This window comes from Vibrio sp. SG41-7, assembly GCF_014164465.1.
In the GTDB taxonomy this organism is placed as follows: domain Bacteria; phylum Pseudomonadota; class Gammaproteobacteria; order Enterobacterales; family Vibrionaceae; genus Vibrio; species Vibrio splendidus.
The window spans coordinates 1-15,584 of record NZ_JACJFF010000116.1 but is presented as its reverse complement, the minus strand read 5'-3'; the positions used below and the strand labels follow the sequence as shown (position 1 = coordinate 15,584).

The 15,584-nt window shown below is 44.0% G+C and carries 14 protein-coding genes; 5 read left to right on the top strand and 9 right to left on the bottom strand.

The features are described from left to right. Positions 1 to 11 precede the first annotated feature (11 nt). On the top strand, positions 12 to 512 hold the full coding sequence (locus tag H5300_RS21340) for a hypothetical protein (protein WP_054541327.1): 501 nt from the start codon (positions 12 to 14) through the stop codon (positions 510 to 512). Positions 513 to 659: 147 nt separating this feature from the next. On the opposite strand, the gene H5300_RS21335 is transcribed toward H5300_RS21340, so the two are convergent. The 4 genes from H5300_RS21335 to H5300_RS21325 form a co-directional block, all read right to left on the bottom strand. Further along, the gene (locus tag H5300_RS21335; protein WP_004733911.1) at positions 660 to 914 is read right to left on the bottom strand and encodes a DUF3297 family protein; all 255 of its coding nucleotides are present in this window, start codon (positions 912 to 914) and stop codon (positions 660 to 662) included. A gap of 240 nt (positions 915 to 1,154) precedes the next feature. After that, entirely contained in the window at positions 1,155 to 1,589 is a 435-nt protein-coding gene (locus H5300_RS21330) for a GNAT family N-acetyltransferase (protein ID WP_102442732.1), read from the bottom strand. 66 nt (positions 1,590 to 1,655) lie between these two features. Beyond that, on the bottom strand, positions 1,656 to 1,790 hold the full coding sequence (locus tag H5300_RS28065; protein WP_009846853.1) for a hypothetical protein: 135 nt from the start codon (positions 1,788 to 1,790) through the stop codon (positions 1,656 to 1,658). 24 nt (positions 1,791 to 1,814) lie between these two features. After that, complete coding sequence (locus tag H5300_RS21325) at positions 1,815 to 2,945, bottom strand: PcfJ domain-containing protein (protein WP_004733914.1); 1,131 nt, start codon at positions 2,943 to 2,945, stop codon at positions 1,815 to 1,817. Positions 2,946 to 3,188: 243 nt separating this feature from the next. Between H5300_RS21325 and H5300_RS21320 the strand changes: the two genes are divergently transcribed. The 4 genes from H5300_RS21320 (at position 3,189) to H5300_RS21305 (ending at position 7,568) form a co-directional block, all read left to right on the top strand. Continuing rightward, complete coding sequence (locus H5300_RS21320) at positions 3,189 to 3,611, top strand: universal stress protein (RefSeq protein WP_004733915.1); 423 nt, start codon at positions 3,189 to 3,191, stop codon at positions 3,609 to 3,611. A gap of 260 nt (positions 3,612 to 3,871) precedes the next feature. Beyond that, positions 3,872 to 5,260 (top strand): DASH family cryptochrome, encoded by a 1,389-nt coding sequence (locus H5300_RS21315; RefSeq protein WP_182796816.1) that lies wholly within the window; start codon positions 3,872 to 3,874, stop codon positions 5,258 to 5,260. Further along, positions 5,257 to 6,828: a cryptochrome/photolyase family protein gene (locus tag H5300_RS21310; RefSeq protein ID WP_182796814.1), complete on the top strand. Its 1,572-nt coding sequence runs from the start codon at positions 5,257 to 5,259 to the stop codon at positions 6,826 to 6,828. The genes H5300_RS21315 and H5300_RS21310 overlap by 4 nt, the downstream gene beginning before the upstream one ends. Beyond that, on the top strand, positions 6,828 to 7,568 hold the full coding sequence (locus tag H5300_RS21305; protein ID WP_182796813.1) for an SDR family oxidoreductase: 741 nt from the start codon (positions 6,828 to 6,830) through the stop codon (positions 7,566 to 7,568). Before H5300_RS21310 ends, H5300_RS21305 begins: the two co-directional genes overlap by 1 nt. Before the next feature lie 147 nt (positions 7,569 to 7,715). On the opposite strand, the gene H5300_RS21300 is transcribed toward H5300_RS21305, so the two are convergent. The 5 genes from H5300_RS21300 to H5300_RS21280 all read right to left on the bottom strand — a co-directional run bounded on the left by H5300_RS21300 (position 7,716) and on the right by H5300_RS21280 (position 14,909). After that, positions 7,716 to 8,600 carry a PA4780 family RIO1-like protein kinase gene (locus tag H5300_RS21300; RefSeq protein ID WP_029221996.1) on the bottom strand — a complete coding sequence of 295 codons (885 nt, stop codon included), beginning with the start codon at positions 8,598 to 8,600 and terminating at the stop codon, positions 7,716 to 7,718. Between the two features lie 93 nt (positions 8,601 to 8,693). Beyond that, a complete protein-coding gene (locus H5300_RS21295) occupies positions 8,694 to 8,837 on the bottom strand; it encodes a DUF2256 domain-containing protein (RefSeq protein WP_017090249.1) in 144 nt (47 codons plus the stop codon). Positions 8,838 to 9,142: 305 nt separating this feature from the next. Continuing rightward, the gene (locus tag H5300_RS21290) at positions 9,143 to 12,859 is read right to left on the bottom strand and encodes an AAA family ATPase (RefSeq protein ID WP_182796812.1); all 3,717 of its coding nucleotides are present in this window, start codon (positions 12,857 to 12,859) and stop codon (positions 9,143 to 9,145) included. A 5-nt stretch (positions 12,860 to 12,864) separates the two neighbouring features. Further along, a complete protein-coding gene (gene sbcD / locus H5300_RS21285) occupies positions 12,865 to 14,118 on the bottom strand; it encodes an exonuclease subunit SbcD (RefSeq protein ID WP_182796811.1) in 1,254 nt (417 codons plus the stop codon). 212 nt (positions 14,119 to 14,330) lie between these two features. After that, a complete protein-coding gene (locus H5300_RS21280; protein ID WP_182796810.1) occupies positions 14,331 to 14,909 on the bottom strand; it encodes a porin family protein in 579 nt (192 codons plus the stop codon). Between the last annotated feature and the right edge of the window lie 675 nt (positions 14,910 to 15,584).

The following is a 15,584-nucleotide window of genomic DNA, read 5'->3' as shown; positions in this document are numbered from 1 at the left end:
CGAGAGATCCAATGACCATCAAAAAGCTTCCCCTTCTGACATTAGCTGCTGTCTTGCTATTCACTATGTCTAACGCACAAGCCTATGAACAAAACCAAGAGGAAACTGCGATTACATTTGGTCTCTCGGCTGAGCGCGGATGGAGAGATTGGTCTGCTTCTTACATCAAATATCGCGGCCCGGGAAGCATAGGTTATGGCATTGAATTTACTCGTTCGGCTTATAACGAAGACGAAGAATCGTACGAATATAAACAACGTGACAACGAGTATCAATTTCACGCCCCTATTGGAATCACCGAAAACTTGTACATCACACCCGGTTACGGGATTAAGCGAACACATACAGACGTAACTTTGGATAGCCGCGAGTTCTCTGACAGCTCAACCAAACAAGTCGGAGGCTTAGATGCCACCTATATTATGGACAGTGGCTTTGTAGTGACAGCAGGATTCGATAAAGCAGAAGGTGAAGACTTGGAATTCTCAATTGGTGCTGGTATCGCCTGGTAAAGGTAATAAGCCTAATAGATTTAGCAAACAAAAAGGGCCTAGATTTCTCTAGACCCTTTCAAGTAATAACTCTTAGTGACTTTATGTTGGCTAATTAGGCAAAACATTTGCTAACTACACGAAGCATTAGCTCGTCACACAAAGCGATTATTCTTCGATGTAAAAAGCTTCTACAGAGCCTTTTAGAGTAATAAGCATTGGCTGACCACGGCGGTCTAGCGCTTTTGGAGAAGGGATCTTAACCCAACCTTCGCTGATGCAGTATTCTTCAACATCAGTACGCTCTTTACCATTTAGACGAATGCCGATTGGGTATTCGAAACACTCAGCCACGTGGTGCGGGCTACGTGGGTTACCTGCTAGATGATCTGGTAAAGCTGGTTTTGAATTAGTATCGCTCATGTTCATTACCTGTATGTACGTAAATAAAAAAAGTGCGCCATTCTAGTCAATATAGGCTTTGTGCTCAACAACTGCTGCAATAAATCGTAGTGATCGTTTTAATCAACAGCGAGTTGTTTGATTTAAAGGCGATATAGGTATCATTTCAAACGAAAATTTAACAGGATTATACGTTGTTGATAAAGAGATAGGTTCAATACTCGATAGGTAGATAACCTAATAGTCGGCTTTGCTCTGAGCTTATCGAATAAGCTCTATACTCATCACTTTATGGTTTGCTTCTGAGTCGATATCGACGACTGACCAACCTAATCCTTGGTAGAGTTCCATTACATTGGTGTACACGTACAGTTGAGTTTGTACTGTAGAAGAAAACTGTTTTACACCACGTTTAATCAATTCACTTGCAATACCTTGACCACGCCATTGAGCATCAACATAAACAGCATTAATCCAAACCACATCTCTTACTTGATGAGGTTCCTGAAAATGGGAATATGCCAAGCCACCAATGACCACATTATCGCGAAGCACTATTATTACTGGAGGGAGTTGTACGCAGTCTTTATAGGTATCTTTAAACTTAAAATCCGACCATTCACTTTGAAACAAGCGCTCTAATTCACTCCAATATGGCGAACTTTCATCGCAATTTCTAAAGATGACTTTCTGCATGTCTTTCCATCCTTTGAAGGGCTAATACGGCCATCCTAACCTTGGTTTATATTAGTGTAGGTAAAGTTACTCTTCTTCGTCGTAATCGTCTGCAGGGTCTTGATTGATTTCTTCGCCACACCCTAAGCATTCGGCTTGCAAATCTGTTGGCATCACAATAATCAAACCACAATGCGGACATAAATCGCCTTGTTGAAACATCCTGCTATTCCTTCTACTTCACAGCTATTGCTTCGGATACTTTTGCTTACTCGCTTCTAACCAATCATGAATAACTTGGCGAGCCGACTCCGATGGCGGTGCATTTCGTTTCCCACAAATCTGGTCAATTTCAAACGGAAAGGCTTTGCTTGGAACACGACGTAGGCCAATGGTTAAACGCTGAGGTTTGAACATGCGGAATACCACATAGCGATCGCTCATGATTCGATTGTGATAAACACCAATGCAGTGTTTTTGCTCCATGCCTTCTTTTTCAAGGTCGTAGTAATCAGTAAGCGGATGAATATTGTCGTTACCTAGCAAAGGAACCGGGTAAGGAATGTCTTTATCCATTGGGCGGTTACCTTCTAAACGACGCAGTTGACGTTGCTCTGTCCATCTATCGTGAAGTTGTTCGAACATCGCAAATGAGTTCTGGCTGGTAATGGCGCGTAATGGATCATCCATCTCCAAATCTAGTCCTAACAATATCGCATCTTGGAACATCGCCATTTTTGAAGGCGCATTAAGCCTGCCCTCTTCCACCATCGCAATGCCCAATCGACTGCCGGTTAGAAATGGATGAACTTGGTCCAAACGAAGCGCTGTGTAGCCAACTTTGGAATAGTGCTTGAATTTAAGAACACGTCTTTGTAGCGGTTCAAGAATTCGTACAATGTGGTCGAGCTCATCACCGACGTTGTAGTTAAGCTCTAGCTTATCGATGAATTTTAGGGTCGCTTTACTGCCATCTAAGCCCAGTTTGGCTAAGATTCTCTTTTGCCCTAAACGACTCAGTTCCAATGCTTTCTTGTTATCGACACTGTGTTTCATGCAGATTAACGCCAAGATAACCGGCCTTAATTCAAGCAGTTGAGCCGCCTCATAAGTGTTCGCCGCGAGCCAAAGCATCTGGTATTGATACTCTGGGAAATCATCGGTTATCTCACGATAACGAGCTGGCAATGAATCTAACCAACGACCATTCACATCAAACTGCTCAACGAGGTTGAGGCTTAAACCAATACCTCCATCGAGCGGTCGTCTACCATCTTCAAATACGTGAAAACCGACAAGTTTTTGAGACCAATCGCGGATCTCAATATCGTAGTCAAAGCCTAATGTTCGAGTTGGGATGGTGAGTAATGCTGTCATTAATGCCTCTTGGTTATTGACGAGTTGGACTAGCGAGCTTATCTAATAGCAAAAAGCGTAAAGATCGAACTCACTTCACTATAACAACCTTTTGTAAATTTCTTATCAATCAAAGCGATATAAATACGAGAGTACTTAGAAGATCTTTGAATGATGATTTTACGCAATATGAGACCTCTTCGATATCATTTACTTAGAGAGAAACTATGCTTGTAACATCACTAATAACAAGAGGCTTTAATTATGGAATACCGACATATTCTGGTCGCACTTGAAATGTCTGATGACTCGAAAATACTCATTGATAGAGCAACCTTCTTCGCGAACAAACTAGAAACGGAACTTTCGTTTGTTTATATCGACGGTACTCACGGAGAAATCTACCCAGAACTCGTTGATATTCAGCAAAATAATGGTGACTTACCTGTCAATGATGATGCGATAAAACACTTAAGAGAGTTTGAGGCTTACGCTAAACAGCCGGTTCAGCATATTTTTGTAGGTACGGGTGATTTAAATGACAAACTCAAAGATGCTGTGAAAACGCACAACATTGATCTAATGCTCTGTGGTCATCATCATGATTTTTGGCATAAGATCATCTCGCACTCGAAGCAATTGATAGACTCTTCTCCCGTCGACATACTCGTCGTTCCTATGGACTAGAGCTCGTTCCTAAAGACTGACTGCTGCTATGGACTAGAGTTTCTATGGATTGTCTGTTCCTAAAGGCTTTCGCTCTTAAAAAATAGCTGTTTGGGCTTATAAAGCCAGCCTCTATCGGTATTATTGGTTGGCTTCTATTCCCTCCTCGATCCTCTTCTTTCCCCAAATTCAACCATTACCCATTTGACGTAATCATTTGTGATCTTGTTTGTTCATCCACTCGTAACCATCTAATAACTAACAAATCACGAGTGCAAGCAATGAAAAAGATTGGTCTCTATCTTTTTACAAACGACTTAAGAATCAACGACAATCAATTGCTAAATTGCGCTGCACATGGCGTCGATAATCTCATTTGCGTGATTGTCGAACCCACTTTGGTTCGTTTCTCTGCTGATCTCGCGCAAGAGCAAAGTTATAGCGCACATCGCCAGGCTTTTGTTTCACAATCGATAGCCAATTTAGAATCGAATTTAGTAAAGCTAGGGCAGCAACTTGTCGTGATTCGCAGTAATCATTTAGAACCCGACACAACCGAGCAAACACTCAGCCAAATTATTGCTACACAGCACGTCACCCACTTTTTCGCCAATGCACACTGCGGTTACGATGAGCGACGATTGATTCGATCAATACAAAGACAGTCGCCTAACTTAGTAATGTGTTTACCACATCACTCAACCTTGTTTGACTCACATGAGCTACCGTTCGAATTATCAAAAGTCCCGAGCTCATTTACCAAATTTAGAAAGCTAGTCGAGCACTTGGATGTTAATCGCAATGAGACGGTTATTTCAGCTCTACCACCAGCAGTGAGACTAGCATTAACATCGACATCGACAATCTCATTATTCAGTTCACCAAATGATGAAAGCGCAGTAATAAGCGATTATTGGGGTGGAGAAGACGCAGGACTAGCGCATTTAGAAAACTACTTTTCACATGACTACGCTTTTAATTACAAGCAGACTCGAAACGCATTTGACGGCATCGAAAACTCAACCAAGTTCTCACCGTGGTTAGCGCTCGGCTGCGTTTCGCCTAAAACGATTTATTGCCATTTAAAACAGTTCGAAGCCGATCATGGCATTAACGATTCAACCTATTGGATCTACTTTGAGTTGTTATGGCGCGAATATTTCTATTGGAAGTGCTTATCACTGGGCTCGTCGTTGTTCGGTGATTCTTCAAACCGTGAACTCTACAGCCCTAACTCCTCGGCAACGTCGAACCGCGATTTCGCTAAATGGAAAAGTGGCAATACCAACTACCCGATTGTCGATGCGTGTATGCGTCAACTCAATACAACTGGCTATATGTCGAACAGAGGAAGACAACTAGCAGCCAGCTGCTTGATCTACGAACTAGGGATCGATTGGCGACACGGTGCAGCCTATTTTGAGAGCCAACTTATCGACTACGACGTGGCATCAAACTGGGGTAATTGGGCATATATAGCCGGAGCGCTGAGACCTCAGGTAAGCACTCAAACCAACAAGCAAAAGAATGCCAACCAAGCACAACCCAAATCACGTCATTTTGATTTGGGTAAGCAAACGGATATGTACGACCCAGACCATGCGTTCATCAACAAGTGGAATGCCAGAAGCAAAGAACTTGTCTTAACCAACAATCAGGATGTGTTATGAATTTCAAAACCGTGCGCCTTGTCTTAGGCGACCAACTCAATATCCAGCACTCTTGGTATCAACAGGTTGATGACGAGGTCATTTACATCATCGCTGAACTTAAGCAAGAGACTGACTACGTTGCATCGCACATCCAAAAGGTGGCCGCTTTTTTCTCTGCGATGGGCTATTTTGCCGACGAACTCAAACAACAAGGTCATCAGGTACTCCACCTCACTCTTGATGACACCACGCAATTTGAAAATCTCGATGCTCTATTGCAACACTACGTACACGAATTCGGCGCAGAGAAATTCGAATATCAAAGGCCAGATGAATATCGACTTTTAGAGCAGATAAACAAGCTGAAGCTCACTAATGCGACCAAAGGTTGTTGTGATACGGAACACTTCCTCTTTCCATTCGAAGAGATAGAACAACAGTTTCCGAAAGACAAACACATCATGATGGAACACTTCTATCGCCGAATGAGAAAGCGCTTCGACATTTTGCTAGAAGACGGAAAGCCAGTTGGCGGCAAATGGAATTACGACGCGAGCAATCGAAAGAAACTCAAGAAACAAGACATTGAAAGCCTGCCTCAACCTCTGATGTTTGCCAACGACATTTCCGCGATTTTAGAACGTATCGAGCGTCATCAAATTCAAACCATTGGTGAAGTTGGCGACCAATTATTATGGCCAGTTAACCGCGCACAAAGCTTGTCTCTGCTCGCGCACTTCTGCCAAGTCTGTTTACCGCTGTTCGGTCAGTTTCAAGATGCGATGACGACAGAACACGATTCAAAATGGAGCTTGTACCATAGCCGTCTTTCGTTCTCACTGAACAGTAAACTGCTGAGCCCTAAAGAAGTGATTGATGCAGCGCTGTCGGCCTACCAAGCATCCAGTCATCGAGACAGTTCTTCAAATAAACCAAGCATCGACATTGCACAGGTCGAAGGGTTTGTACGCCAAATACTGGGGTGGCGTGAGTACATACGCGCCGTCTATTGGGCAAACATGCCTGCGTACGCCATTAAAAACCATTATTCAGCAACCAATAAGCTGCCCCATTATTTTTGGGACGGACAAACCAATATGAATTGCATGAAGCATGCGATTGACCAGTCCCTTGAATTTGCTTACGCGCATCACATCCAAAGGTTAATGATCACTGGCAACTTCTGCTTAATTACGGGCATAGACCCCGATCAAGTAGACAGTTGGTACCTTGGTATATACGTCGACGCGATTGAGTGGGTCGAAATGCCAAATACGCGAGGTATGGCACTTTTTGCGGATGGCGGGATCGTCGGAACCAAACCATACTCTGCCAGCGGTTCTTACATCAATCGTATGAGTGACTACTGTAAAGACTGTCACTACAAGATAAAAGAACGCAGCGGAGAGCAATCCTGCCCTTTCAATAGCTTGTACTGGCGCTTTATGAACCAACACCGCGATGCATTAAACCGTAATCCACGCATGGGCATGTTATATCGCTCTTGGGACAACATGAATGAACAAGACCAACAAGCGATACTCGAGACCGCAGAACAACGAATCACAAACTTGGAGAATTTATAATGGTTGAGCAACTCAGATTACACATACTAGTTGTTGGTGGGAGTGGCGGTATTGGTTTCGCTGTGGTTAAACACCTATTATCTGAGCTGTCTCGGTTTGATTTTCTTGATGTGCATGTAGACGCGACTTACCACTCTCAACAACCAGAACTAGAAAACAGTCGTTTGAACTGGCACAAAGTCGATGCAACCAACGAAGCTGATATTGAGCAACTCAGCAAACAGTTTGAAAAATTGGACTGGTTGATAAACTGCGTGGGTATGCTCCACACTCCAGATCTTGGGCCAGAAAAGAACTTGTCGTCTATCGACCCTGAATTTTTCCTGAAAAACATCTCTGTGAATACCCTACCCAGCTTGTTATTGGCAAAGCACTTCACTCCAATTCTTAGAACGAGTGACAATCCAAAATTTGCTGTGGTTTCCGCAAAGGTAGGTAGTATTTCAGACAACCGATTAGGTGGTTGGTATAGCTATCGCTCATCGAAGGCAGCCCTCAACATGTTCATCAAAACCATGTCGATTGAATGGCAACGCACCATAAAGAAAGGCACAGTATTAGCGCTACACCCGGGCACAACAGACACGGCTTTATCGAAGCCTTTTCAGACCAATGTCCCTGAGGGTAAGTTGTTTGAGTCGAGCTATGTCGCCCATCACTTGGTCGATATTATTCGCACTGCCACGCCGGATAAAAGTGGGCACTTCTACGCTTACGATGGTGAGCAGTTAAAGTGGTAGTTAATACCAGTGGCCGTCTTTTATGAGTGCTAAAAAAATAACCCAACAGAGTTGAGGCTCTATTGGGTTATTTTTTTGAAAGAGCGCCTCAGTTTTTTAAGGCGTTATGACTGGCATTTAAAGAAAGATCAAAAACGATGATCACGACTACTCAGCCCAATTGAACTTGCTGTCGTCTACACCTTCTTTTTCTTCTTTAACACGCTCGCGTCGGTGTTGTTCTTCAATTCGCGCAGCGTCTATCTCTTGCATAATGGCTTCGATGTCTGCCAAATCGTCAGTTTCCGTAAACTCGCCCGTCAGTTTGCTATCTGGCTTTAAGTCGCCTTTCTCGTATAAAGCCCACATTTCCTTGGCATACTCGGTTTTCGCCAATTCAGGGGCAAACTGAGCGTAATAATCACGGATGTTATTGATGTCACGAGCCAACATCCACTCAGCGTTGTTATTAGCCGAAGCGTCGACAGCTTGTGGTAGATCGATAATCACAGGGCCATATTCATCAACCAATACGTTAAACTCAGACAAGTCACCATGGATCAAACCAACGCAAAGCATTTTAACCACGTAAGTCATCATCACCGCATGATCTTCAATCGCTTGTTCTGGCGGCATTACAACATCGTTCAATCTCGGAGCAACATAACCGTCATCATCAGTGACTAGCTCCATAAGCAGCACGCCATCAAAACAGCCATAAGGCACAGGCACACGTACGCCCGCTTCTGCCAGTTTATACAAGGCATCCACTTCAGCGCTTTGCCACACTTTCTCTTGCTGTTCTCGACCAAAACCAGAGCCTTTTTCCATCGCTCTGGCACGGCGACTATTTCGGACTTTTCGGCCTTCACGATACGCCGTTGCTTTTTTAAAGCTGCGCTGGCTTATTTCCTTATATACCTTTGCACAACGGATCGTATCGCCGCAGCGCACTATGTACACTGACGCTTCTTTGCCACTCATTAATTGGCTTGTCACCTCGTCGACTAAACCATCGTCAACTAAGGGCTGTATTCTTTTAGGTATCTTCATGCCGCCTTTATACATTAGTTGTCTTACAGATAGAAATATTAACTTAAGAAATGAATGACGAAACTATTAACGTGTTCTAAAAACGAACAGAAATTACGCCAAAGTTGGCTTATGACGACGACAACGTTCAGAACAGTAGATCACGTCATCCCAACAGCGCTGCCACTTTTTACGCCATGAGAAAGGCTTTTGGCAAATAGGACATGTCTTAGTTGGTAAATGAGACTTCTTGTGCATGGCCGTTTCCTTTTTGATGAGTCCACTTCCTGCGTCTACTAGAGATTATCTATTAGGTTCATTCCTCGCTCTAGGGAGTGACGAAGGCAATACCAACAAACTCAGATTCCCTGTTACGCTCGCGCCTCATTTTAGGGAATAGCGGCAGCTACTCTAATCGTTCTTTACTGCAGAACGTGACGGCGGAGTGATTGATAACAGCCCCCCGAAACTCCGTCATCCTCGAGAAGGAGGAACGACTGAATCGGGGATCTGCTTAACCCAGCTCTGTTTCTATTTCTGCGCTGATGGAATATAGCTAGAACCTAAGCAACAACCTTGTACTGCTTCTCCATCTCACTCACGCCAAGGCCTGAATGCTTTGTTACTTTAAGCTGAACGGGCACACGCTCTTTCAGTGCTTCAACGTGGCTGATTACGCCGATCATCTTGCCTGATGCATTCAAGTTATCGAGCGCGTTTAAAGCAATGTCCAATGTGTCGCTATCCAGCGTGCCGAAACCTTCATCCAAGAACAGAGAATCAATACTGGTTTTGTAGCTTACAAGATCAGAAAGCGCTAATGCCAACGCCAAGCTCACTAAGAAGCTTTCGCCACCTGATAACGTCTTGGTGTCACGCATCACATCGCCCTGCCATGTGTCGAGCACTTGCAGCTCTAAACCATCATCAGCTTTGCGTTTAAGTTCGTATCGACCATGCAAACGTTGTAGTTGTTTGTTCGCCAAGTACACCAAGTTTTCCAGTGTTAGACCTTGAGCAAACTTACGGAACTTGTCGCCGTTCTTTGAGCCAATAAGTGAATTCAGACGTGAGATGTCATCAAACTCGACCTGTTGCTCGTCTATTTGCTTAAACAGATCTTGCTGATTACTTCGGTTCTGGCTATCCGTTTCAAGATTGGCAGAAATTGCACCGATCTTTGTCGCATGGCTTTGTTGTGCGTTTTGGCATTCAGTAGTCGCTTCTTCAACTTGCTGTTGGTCTTGCTCTTGCCATGCTTTAGCATTTGCGTGGTTTTGTAGCTCCACTTGCGTCACTTTGGCGGTGTTCAACCTAGCTTGTACACTGACAATCGCTTCGTCTAAAGACTTCTTCAGGCTTTGAAGTTGAGTTCTAACCTCTTCATCCAACAATGCTGCTTCAAAATCAGCCTCACCTTCGAATGGGCTGGTTTTCAGCGCTACTAACCAAGCATTCGACGCTTGTATGTAGCTCGATTGCTTACTGACTAACTCGTCCGAGAAACCAGTGTGTTTGGTTTGCTCAGTTCGATGTTCAAGTTCACAACGGTTAAGCACCAACTGCGCGGCATCAAATGCATTTACCGCTTCGGTGACTTTTTGCTTCATCGCATTGCTGGTGGCTTGAATATCTTTGTCACCAAACAGCTCTGTTCTTTCAGCCGTTACACGAGTCAGCTCTAACACTAGAGACTCACTCTCTTGCTTCAGTGTCGCGAGCTCTTTCTCAACACTGCTTAGCTTGTCATCTAAGGTTTTCAATTCGGCATTTTGAGTGATCAGCTGCTTCTCAATATCGGCCTGTTGTTGTTTAGTTTGCTGCCACATGCTTGATGCCTGTGATTTCGCAGTAAACCAATCATCGATATGTTCAAGTTCAGGCGCTTCGATAGCCGTTTGAACCATGCTCTCTTTCAGAGAGTTCCATTGCTGCTCTTTCGCTTGAGCAATCTGAGCCACTTGTTCGTTTGTGCTGTGGTTTTGCTTATTCAGATCCGCTAAGCGTTGCTCGGCCAACTCGAGATTAGACTGCGCCTTGTCAGCCATAACGCTTGCAGACAAGCGTTGTTTCTCAGCTTCAGCATAGTGTGCTTTGGCATCGCCCAATGCTTTGAGTTGCTGTGAACTCTGACTTAATTGAAGTTCACACTGCTGAGCAAAGGTCGCGACTATAGCTTCATTACCTAAATCGTTAATCGTTAGCAGCGCCAGTTCAGGAGCCATGCCAACGAAATCCGATAAGCTCTGCTGAAGCTTGCCAACAACGCCATGCCAATTCAATTGAGCCTGCTGAATATCCGCTTGCGCACGTTGAATGTCATCGTTAAGCGCTGCAATCATAGGGGCAAGAGAATCTAACTGCTGACGATGCTCTTGGCCTTCTTTTTTGATAGCCGCTAGCTCTAGGTTTTCCCTATCTTTTTGAGCAACCAAATTTGCAATATCTTGCGACTGCTCAATCGAATGGTCTGTTGAACCACACAGTGGGCACTCAGATCCAGATTCCAGAGCCGCACGGTATTTTGCCAATTCGCCTTCTTGATTAATCAAACGCGTTAATCGCTCAAGCGAAGTCTCTTTCTCTTTATATCGCTCCACCAACACTTCACGTTCTTTCGAAAGCTTGTCGACCAACTGGGTGTTGGTTTGATGTGCCTGTGTTTTTGCGTGCAGCTGTTGTTGGGCATTTAGGAAACCACGATTGATCTCGAGTAATGAGTGCGTATTGCGATTCCAAAACTCCAACAGATCTTTTTGCGAATTCAACACTTGCTCGCTAGTGTTGCCTTGCAAGGCTTCCCACTGTTGCTTCGCACTACTCTCTAGCACCACCAATTCAGCTAAGGTCTTATCTTGCGTTGCTTTAGCGTCTTGCGCAGATTTGATGATCGTTTGCTGTGCATCAACCGCACACAAAGCTTGCTTCGCTGAGTTTAGTTGTTCTGCATGTTGACGCTCTAAAGTACGAACTTGCTCAACTTTGGCTTGCCATTGACCTAGGTATTTTTCCAGATGTTGGTCAGCTTGATGTGTATTTAAATACTCAGTGCTGAGTTGATCTTGTTGCTTCAGTGCATCTGTTTTTTGGACTAAAACGACTTGTTGATTACGCTGCTGCGTATGTTGCTCGTTTAGCGTATTTGCTGCATTAACGGCCGCAGTTTGCTTATCTTTGAGTACGGCAATTTGGTTATCTAGCGGACGGACAAGATCGATGATCTTCTCTTGATCTTGTTGCTCGGTTTTTACCTGTTCGACAATCACACTGCTTTGAGTCAGTTGAATTTGCGCGTCTTGCTTCTCTGCATCACGAACGGCAAGTAACTTAGTACTGTTATCTAAGTTAGCTTGAGTGGTGTTCACCTCTTGTTCGCAACGCTTTAAATCTTTGTGCATTGGGCGCAGCTTTTCAGCTGGTGCACTGTTTGCCAAACGCTCTAGTGCAGGTTGATTACGGTCTAGTTCATCTTGAGCGGTTTTAAGATCGTGCTCACTGGTCGCGATAGTTTGCTCAGCTTTAGTCACGTCTTTCCACCAGCTAAGATGCGCTTGCCACTCTTTTAACTGCTCAGACAAACGCTTCTGCTCGGCTTCTAACGTTTCTCGTTCTGCGGTTAGCTCTTGGATTTGCTCTTCAGAGAGTAAGCTCACACCTTCTGCTTTCGCTTTAAGGTGATTAAGCGACTCTTCACTCGACTTGAAATGATCGTAGATGCGCTCAGAGATCAGGCTATAGACTTCTGTGCCCGTCAGCTCTTCAAGTAGCTCGGCACGGTCGTTAGCATTGGCGTTTAAGAACGCTGCAAACTCACCCTGAGACAACATGATGGATTTAGTGAAGCGCGAAAAATCGAGACCAGTTACCTGCTCCACCAACTTTGTCTTCTTGGTCAACATAGTCTCTAAGACTTTATCGGTGTCCGCATCCGCAAATTCGCACGTTGGTGTTTGTAATGCGCCATCGTGTTTTCCACGCGCTCGCTTTTGGTGGAAGTTAGAGCGATACGTTTTGCCCTGTACTTCAAACTCCAGTTCAGCAAAACACTCACCCGTGCCACGCGTCATTAATTCGTTGTTGCCTTTGGCGATACTTTTCAAACGCGGCGTGCGGTGGAACAATGCCAAACAAATCGCGTCAAGAATGGTGGTTTTACCCGCCCCTGTTGGGCCAGTAATCGCAAACAAGCCATTTTCCGCAAACGGTGATTGGGTAAAATCGAGCTTCCAACGTCCTTTCAAAGAGTTCAGGTTTTCAAATTCTAGGCTTAAAATCTTCATACTGGTTACTCTTCTACTTTGTTTGGCGCTTGAGCGCTCTCAGACACTTCAACCATCACTTGTTTAAACTTCACCGTCATGCGCTCTAAACGCGCTTTTTCAGAATCGGTTTCAAATTCTTCTAAGGCAATACGCTTCGTAAACACGTCCATCGGGCTCAATTCTGACAGTGTTTCTGCCGACTCTTGCTCTAAAGCTTGGTTACGGCGTTCTCTTGCGCGGCGCAGTTGCAGCACTTCCACATTCAAACCTTCGGTTAGTGCGCGCATACGTTCTTGAAGATCCGACAAGTAATCTTGTGCTTGCACTTCTATCGATAACCACACGCTTTGGTCGCTATCTAAGCCTATATATTGATTCAGTTGAGATTCGATCTCGCTCAAGTCGCCTTTGATTTCAGCTAGGGGTTGGAACGTTGGAACTGGCAATTGAGAAATGGTGCGCTCGCCCTCAATAAACTCAACCACACATACCTGCTTTTGAGATTTAAGTTCATCAAAGCTTAATGGGATTGGTGAGCCGCAGTAACGAATGTATTCACGCTTTGCCACCACTTGTGGGCGGTGGATATGACCAAGTGCAATATAGTCTGCGTCTGGGAAGCCATCAGCGGCAAAACCATCAAGGTTACCGACATAGATGTCGCGTACCGAATCCGATTGTTGAACACCCATCGCCGTTAAATGACCCGTAGCGATAATCGGCATGTGCTCGCTGTTTTCAAACTCCGCACGTTTTTCTACAGCGGCATCATAAACACTTTGGTAGTGCTGTTTGATTGCATCTCCGAGTTGCTTCTGACGCTCAACGCCTGTGACGCCCGCCTGGCTGGTCAACACATCGCGAGGGCGAATAAAAGGAATAGCACAAACCAGCGCTTCTACATCGCCGTTCTTGCCTTTTAGTTCAACAACCTGAGTCGCATGATCTTCATTGGTATTAGGAATCACGTCTGCACCCATGTATTTGAGTAACTGTTGGGTCTCTTTAAGCACAGAGACTGAATCGTGATTTCCACCTAACAACACCAATTGGCAGCCGATCTTGTTCGAATCGACCACAAACTTATTATACATCTCACGAGCGTAACTCGGCGGTGTGCTGGTATCGAAAATGTCGCCAGCAACAATGATCGCGTCGATGTCGTGCTCTGTAACTTGCTCAAGTAACCATTGTAAAAACCGTTCATGTTCATTCTTACGGCTTTTATTGTAGAAGTTTTGGCCAAGATGCCAATCGGACGTGTGAAGAATCTTCATTGCTGCTCACTGGAAGTCGGTAATACCTTTAATCTACCAAAATAGTCGACATAATTCCCTTTTATAAGCTTGTGAAAACCAACTAATTTCAGGCTTTGGACCAACTCCGCCCACAGCGTGACCAATCGTTATTTTTGACATAAAAAAACCGCTCAACGTTAGAGCGGTTTAGGTGTCCATAGCTTTAGCTTTAAGCTATTTAATAGAAGCCATTAGAAATTGTACGAAGCACCCAGTGTTACTGTGCTAAATGCTACATCTTTGCTGCTTAGACGAACTTTATTGCCATTGATATAAGCGTAGTTTTCTATGTTCACAGCATCTGCTTGCGAGATCAGGCGAAGCGTTAAGTTCTCCACTGGATTGTATTCCACACCGATACCAAAATGGAAACCTGCACCAGAATCGTCACCGTAAAAAGCACTGTTGCTAGAGTTCAAATCTACGTAGCTCAGACCTGCGGTTACAAACGGACGAATTGAATTATCAAATGTGTAACCTACGTTTGCTGCAACAGAAAGAGAAGTTGGTGAAAGCAGCTTAGTACCAAACTTTTCGTAGTCAGCGTAATCCGTGTAACCAAGTTCAATACCAACAATACGGTTAAATTGGTAACCACCGTAAAGGCTGTACCCCATGCTTTCAGCATCTAAATTACCTGCGCCGTCAGTGTCTAAGTCTTGATACACACCAAGGCCTGCGCCAATGTATGGACCGCCCTCAATACCAGCAGCAAGTGTAGGAAGTGAAACTAAGCCAATTAGGCCCAATAGAAATGATGATTTAAGCATGAAAATACCCTTTTTTTGTCTGTCCTACAGCAACGTTGGCCAACAGCCAATAGCTTCCGACACTATTCCGCCTGTTGCGTTACTGTTTAAAATAAATTAAATAACCAACTCCTAATGAATAATAAAACACTGTTCATTTGCGGAGCGAATGAGAAAGTACCACAAGATTTTTAGGTCATCAAACGAACAATCATAGATATTTAGCTTAGTCTTATTTATGAGACAGATGTATTTCCTGAGAAGTAACGAGTACTAAAACACGTATAAACCTGATAGTAAACCTGAGCATCATCAATATTAAGTTCATTATAATCATGTTGTTACCGTACTAACTAAATTGTTACTCGTTCTCAAAAACAACCTGAATCTTCACGCCTAAATATAAAAACTCATCCTGCTCCTCTCTTTTTCCAATAAAAGATATAAAGAGAAGAATGAGTTTAATTTTGGGAGGGTATTTATTTAGAACGGCTTGCTGTTAAAATATATTTCAATTTAATTCATATTATTAACGAGCTTCAGCGAGACTAGCCAAATAGTTATTCGTTAAACCCGATTTCAGATAATAACTGCGACATTCATGGAAAGGTGTAGAAGAGAAAGCCAACTGCCGAAAGTGGTACGCTCTTCTCGCCAAAGAAACAAGCAGTACTACCATGAATTATCAGCAGTTGA